Annotated in this window: 6 protein-coding genes; 4 read left to right on the top strand and 2 right to left on the bottom strand. The window is 64.7% G+C overall.

The features are described from left to right. Nucleotides 1-36: 36 nt before the first annotated feature. Nucleotides 37-843, bottom strand: a complete 807-nt coding sequence (locus QQM37_RS05390; RefSeq protein ID WP_285725557.1) for an HAD-IIA family hydrolase — start codon at nt 841-843, stop codon at nt 37-39. A 131-nt stretch (nt 844-974) separates the two neighbouring features. Between QQM37_RS05390 and QQM37_RS05385 the strand changes: the two genes are divergently transcribed. The 4 genes from QQM37_RS05385 (at nt 975) to QQM37_RS05370 (ending at nt 3,984) form a co-directional block, all read left to right on the top strand. Beyond that, nucleotides 975-1,577, top strand: a complete 603-nt coding sequence (locus QQM37_RS05385) for a TrmH family RNA methyltransferase (RefSeq protein WP_285725560.1) — start codon at nt 975-977, stop codon at nt 1,575-1,577. Between the two features lie 193 nt (nt 1,578-1,770). After that, nucleotides 1,771-2,790 carry a class II fructose-bisphosphate aldolase gene (gene fbaA, locus QQM37_RS05380; RefSeq protein WP_285725556.1) on the top strand — a complete coding sequence of 340 codons (1,020 nt, stop codon included), beginning with the start codon at nt 1,771-1,773 and terminating at the stop codon, nt 2,788-2,790. 85 nt (nt 2,791-2,875) lie between these two features. After that, complete coding sequence (locus tag QQM37_RS05375) at nt 2,876-3,301, top strand: DUF3151 domain-containing protein (RefSeq protein WP_285725555.1); 426 nt, start codon at nt 2,876-2,878, stop codon at nt 3,299-3,301. 59 nt (nt 3,302-3,360) lie between these two features. Then, nucleotides 3,361-3,984 (top strand): thymidine kinase, encoded by a 624-nt coding sequence (locus tag QQM37_RS05370; protein WP_285725554.1) that lies wholly within the window; start codon nt 3,361-3,363, stop codon nt 3,982-3,984. Between the two features lie 45 nt (nt 3,985-4,029). Here the strand turns inward: QQM37_RS05370 and QQM37_RS05365 are convergent, their stop codons facing one another. Then, nucleotides 4,030-4,665: a uracil-DNA glycosylase family protein gene (locus tag QQM37_RS05365; RefSeq protein ID WP_285725559.1), complete on the bottom strand. Its 636-nt coding sequence runs from the start codon at nt 4,663-4,665 to the stop codon at nt 4,030-4,032. Nucleotides 4,666-4,803: the final 138 nt, after the last annotated feature.

Here is a 4,803-nt window from a genome sequence, read left to right as displayed (position 1 = left end):
AAAACCACCCCCCCCGACACTCACCGAGGGGAAAACCTAGATGCTGGGGATCAGGTCCGCCACCGAATCCAGGATCTGATCCGGACGGAAGGGATAGGTCTCCACATCGGTGGTCGCGGTGATCCCGGTCAGCACCAGGACAGTGTGCAGGCCCGCTTCCATACCGGCAATGATGTCCGTGTCCATTCGGTCGCCGATCATCGCGGTGGTCTCCGAATGAGCCTCAATCTGGTTCATCGCGGAACGGAACATCATCGGGTTGGGCTTGCCCACAATGTACGGTTCGCGGTTGGTGGCCTTGGTGATCAGCGCTGCGATCGCCCCGGTGGCGGGCAGTGGCCCTTCTTTGGAGGGACCTGTCGCGTCCGGGTTCGTGGCAATGAACCGGGCGCCATCGCCGATCAGCCGGATCGCCTTGGTGATCGCCTCAAAGGAGTAACTGCGCGTCTCACCGAGCACCACATAATCGGGATCCTGATCGGTGAGCACAAAACCCACCTCATGCAGTGCCGTTGTCAGCCCGGCCTCGCCGATCACAAAGGCCCGTCCGGCCTCCGGGCGATGCCGCACCTGGGATGCCAGGAACTTGGCCGTCGCCAGCGCGGACGTCCAGATGTTCTCTTCCGGAACCTCCAGACCGGAGGCCTTGAGCCGGGCGCAGAGATCCCGCGGGGTATAGATGGAATTGTTGGTCAGCACCAGAAAACGGCGCGAGGTATCCACCCAGCGCTCAATCAACTCAGCAGCACCGGGCACCGCCTGATTCTCATGAACCAGGACGCCATCCATGTCGGTGAGCCAGCATTCGATGTCTTCAAGCCTGCGCGGTGAGTGGGTAGTCATACCACCAGTTTCTCACCCGGAACGCCCAGTAGGGTGATTCTGTGAGCAATACACCACTGACGACTCCCGACGATGCCGGAGCGCGCGATGCCGCCGATCAGCCCGAGTCTGCCGACGCACCGGCCGAGACCGTGGGCCTGGGCCCCTGGGAGGGGGAATGGCCCACCGGCGAGCACTATGATCCGGAGCTGCTGGCCGCTGGCGACCGGCGGAACGTGGTGGACGAGTTCCGCTACTGGAAGCACGAGGCGATTGTGGCGGCGCTCGATGCGCGGCGGAATGAGTTCCATGTGGCGATCGAGAACTGGCAGCACGATCTGAACATCGGCTCGGTGGTGCGCTGCGCTAATGCCTTTCTGGCCAAAGAGGTACACATCATCGGCCGACGACGCTGGAACCGTCGGGGTGCGATGGTCACCGACAGGTACCAGCACGTGCGTCATCACCCCACGGTGGAAGAGTTCGTCGCCTGGGCGCAGGGGGAGGGGCTGGCCGTCATCGGCATCGACAACTTCCCTGATTCCGTGCCGCTGGAGACCTACGATCTTCCCGAGCGCTGCGTCCTGGTCTTCGGGCAGGAAGGGCCGGGGCTCACGCCGGACGTCCATCAGGCCGCCCAGGCCACGCTGTCCATCGCACAGTTCGGCTCCACCCGCTCGATCAATGCCTCAGCGGCCGCAGCCATCGCCATGCATGCCTGGATCCGCCGCCACGTTTTCGCCCAGAAAGTCTGAGCAGAGCCGAGCCTTCCGCACTGTGTCCCTTCCGCACTGTGACAGCGAAATCCACCCCTTTGTTGCTCTCGCCTGAGCCCTGCGCATTAGGATGGTTTCGTCACTGGCGGCCGTCGTCTGTGCGGCGTAGGAAGTCACTGGAAGCAACACAGAATCCAGCACTGAGACGTGCTGAGACCCTCAAGGAGTTCGTATGCCCATCGCTACCCCGGATCAGTACGCCGAGATGATCGACCGTGCCAAGGCTGGTGGATTCGCCTACCCGGCGGTCAATGTCACCTCTTCCCAGACTCTCAACGCGGCACTGCAGGGATTCGCCGATGCCGGTTCAGACGGCATCGTCCAGGTCTCCACCGGTGGTGCGGCCTACTGGTCCGGTGCCAGGACCAAGGACATGGTGGCAGGCTCGCTCGGTTTCGCGGCCTTCGCGCGTGAGGTCGCCAAGAACTACCCGATCAACGTTGCCCTGCACACCGATCACTGCCCGAAGGACAAGCTGGACGACTTCGTGCTGCCGCTGCTGGCCGCCTCGGAGGCTGAGGTGAAGGCAGGTCGTAACCCGATCTTCAACTCCCATATGTGGGACGGCTCGCACGAGACGCTGGCAGACAATCTGGCGATCGGTCGCGAGCTGCTGGACCGTACCGCTGCCGCGCACATCATTCTCGAGGTCGAGATCGGCACCGTCGGTGGTGAGGAAGATGGTGTGGAGAACGAGATCAACGAGAAGCTCTACACCACCGTTGAGGACGCCCTGGCCACCATCAACGCCCTGGGATCCGGTGAGAACGGCCGCTACATCACGGCGCTGACCTTCGGTAATGTGCACGGCGTGTACAAGCCCGGTGGTGTGAAGCTGCGCCCCGAACTGCTCAAGACGATCCAGGACGAGGTGGGCGCCGCGATCGGCAAGGACCGCCCCTTCGACCTGGTCTTCCACGGTGGCTCCGGCTCCACCCCGCAGGAAATCGCGGATGCCGTGTCCTTCGGTGTGATCAAGATGAACATCGACACGGACACCCAGTACGCCTACACCCGCCCGGTGGCTGGCCACATGTTCAGCAACTACGACGGTGTGCTGAAGGTCGATGGCGAGGTCGGCGTGAAGAAGGCCTACGACCCGCGCGTCTGGGGTGCTTCCGCCGAAGCCGGACTCGCCGCCCGCCTGGTGCTGGCCGCTCAGGAGCTCGGTTCCGCCGGCAAGAGCCTGTAACCAGCACAGATTCCTGCTGCGGGGCTGCTGAGGCAGCCCCGCAGCACCACGGGCGCCACCACTGAGGATCCACCGAGGAGCAGCCATGTCTGATGAATTCCGCACAAACCTCCTGGGCCCGGCCCCGACCCTGCTGCCGGAGGAACCGGACGTCTCCACCCGGCTTGCCGCGGGCGAGCGCGCGGGAGACGTGGCAGCCAGCCACCCGGCATCGTCCGCTCCCTGGGCCATTCTGGCCGACGAAGCCTTTGCCCAGGGCCGCACCATCGAGTCCTACGCCTTTGCCCGGACCGGCTACCACCGCGGCCTGGACGCCTTGCGCCGCAACGGGTGGCGGGGCGCTGGTCCCATCCCCTGGGAACACGAGCCGAATCAGGGCTTCCTGCGGGCGTTATATGCGCTGGGCCGGGCCGCCGGGGCAATCGGCGAGACCGAGGAAGCTGAGCGCGTGCGAGTGTTCCTCAACGAATCCGATGCTGCGGCTCAGGCCGCCATCGAAGCGAAGAAGTAGCAGCAGAGACAGCGCCCTCGCGGGGATTCTCCGCGAAGCGCTCCTGATCCGGAAGCACCATGGCAAAACTGTATTTCCGCTACGGCGCGATGAATTCCGGCAAATCCACGGCGCTGCTCCAGGTGGCCTATAACTATGAAGAGCGCGGCCAACGCGTGCTGCTGGCTAAGCCGCAGATCGACACCAAGGGCGGCTCTCTGATCGTCTCCCGGCTGGGGGTGAGCCGGGAAGCAGATCTGCTGATTCCCGCCGGGGCCGACGCCCGCCAGCTGTTTGCGGGGCAGGCGCTGGGTGACGACCCGGAAGCGCTGCTGGACCACGTGGACATGCAGCCCGTCGCCTGCCTGCTGGTGGACGAGGCGCAGTTCCTGGAGCCTTCCCAGGTGGATGACCTCTTCCGGATTGCCGTGCAGGACGGCGTGCCGGTGCTCGCCTATGGTATTCGCAGTGATTTCCGGACCCGGGCGATGCCGGGCGCGATGCGTCTGCTGGAGATTGCACACACGCTCGAGGAACTCAAGACCATCTGCCGGTGCGGGCGCAAGGCGGTGTTCAACACCCGCAGGGTCGGCGAGGACGTGGTGTTCGATGGCGGTCAGGTCGTCATCGATGGCGCTGGCGTCTGGTACGAGTCGGTCTGCGGCATCTGCTATCTCGAAGCCTCCGGCGGCAGGCTCGGCTGAGGCTTCCCGCCGTTCTGCGCCGGGCACTGGGTCCCAGCGCTGCCGCTACGATGCCTTGCGGGTGATCCCGGTCCGGGCCATGCCCTCGGCGTAGGCCGTGTGAATCTTGTCCAGGTTCTCCTGCTGGCGAACCGGGGACCCGGCAAAGGCCCGGCCGCCGAGCGACTGCACCTTGAAGGTCTTGAAGCCCCGGCGCATCAGCGACCACGGTGCATTCTTCATGAACTGATCCGCCAGGCGATGTGCCTCGCTGCCGTGAGCGACGATGACGGAGGTCCGGGGCAGCAGCGCCATCAGCCTCATCAGCGGCTTGAGGCCCTGGCTGATCTCGACCGGAGTCAGTTTGCCCGGATCAGCGTCTGCCTCGATCCACGGGTAGACGTTCCAGGGCATGAGGAATTCGGGCGGCAGGCCCAGCTGCCACTGCATACCGAGCATCCGGGTCACAGCCTCGCTGTCGCCCGGGGTGATGAAACCGGAGCCTGTGTTCTGACGGGTATGCGAGAACAGACTCACGATGCGGCATTCCTCGGCCCGATGCGCGGGGTCAACGTAGAGCACCTCGCTGCCCGGCTTGTGCTCCTTGAGCGAATCGCACAGCCGCGTGACCTCGACGATGTGGGGTTCGAACCGTTGGTTCCAGAGGTGCTCTTGAGGTGTTTCCATCGCCAGATCGTGCATGCGGGCCGGGATCTCCTTGGTGGTGCGCCGCACCGCGGAGCGCAGGCGGGCATGCCGCTGCACACTGGTCACGGTGCGTGAGGTGGGGTGTGAATTGAGGGGAAGTCAAGTCTACCGGACCCCCGAGGTCCGGATGTG

The sequence above is a fragment of the Psychromicrobium xiongbiense genome, from assembly GCF_030271165.1.
Lineage (GTDB): Bacteria > Actinomycetota > Actinomycetes > Actinomycetales > Micrococcaceae > Renibacterium > Renibacterium xiongbiense.
This window is presented reverse-complemented; position numbering and strand designations above follow the sequence as displayed.

Excerpts from the sequence above, each read along its gene's own strand:
- QQM37_RS05390 (WP_285725557.1), bottom strand. The coding sequence starts at position 843 with ATGACTACCCACTCACCGCGCAGGCTTGAAGACATCGAATGCTGGCTC.
- fbaA (WP_285725556.1), top strand. The coding sequence starts at position 1,771 with ATGCCCATCGCTACCCCGGATCAGTACGCCGAGATGATCGACCGTGCC.
- QQM37_RS05375 (WP_285725555.1), top strand. The coding sequence starts at position 2,876 with ATGTCTGATGAATTCCGCACAAACCTCCTGGGCCCGGCCCCGACCCTG.
- QQM37_RS05370 (WP_285725554.1), top strand. The coding sequence starts at position 3,361 with ATGGCAAAACTGTATTTCCGCTACGGCGCGATGAATTCCGGCAAATCC.
- QQM37_RS05365 (WP_285725559.1), bottom strand. The coding sequence starts at position 4,665 with ATGCACGATCTGGCGATGGAAACACCTCAAGAGCACCTCTGGAACCAA.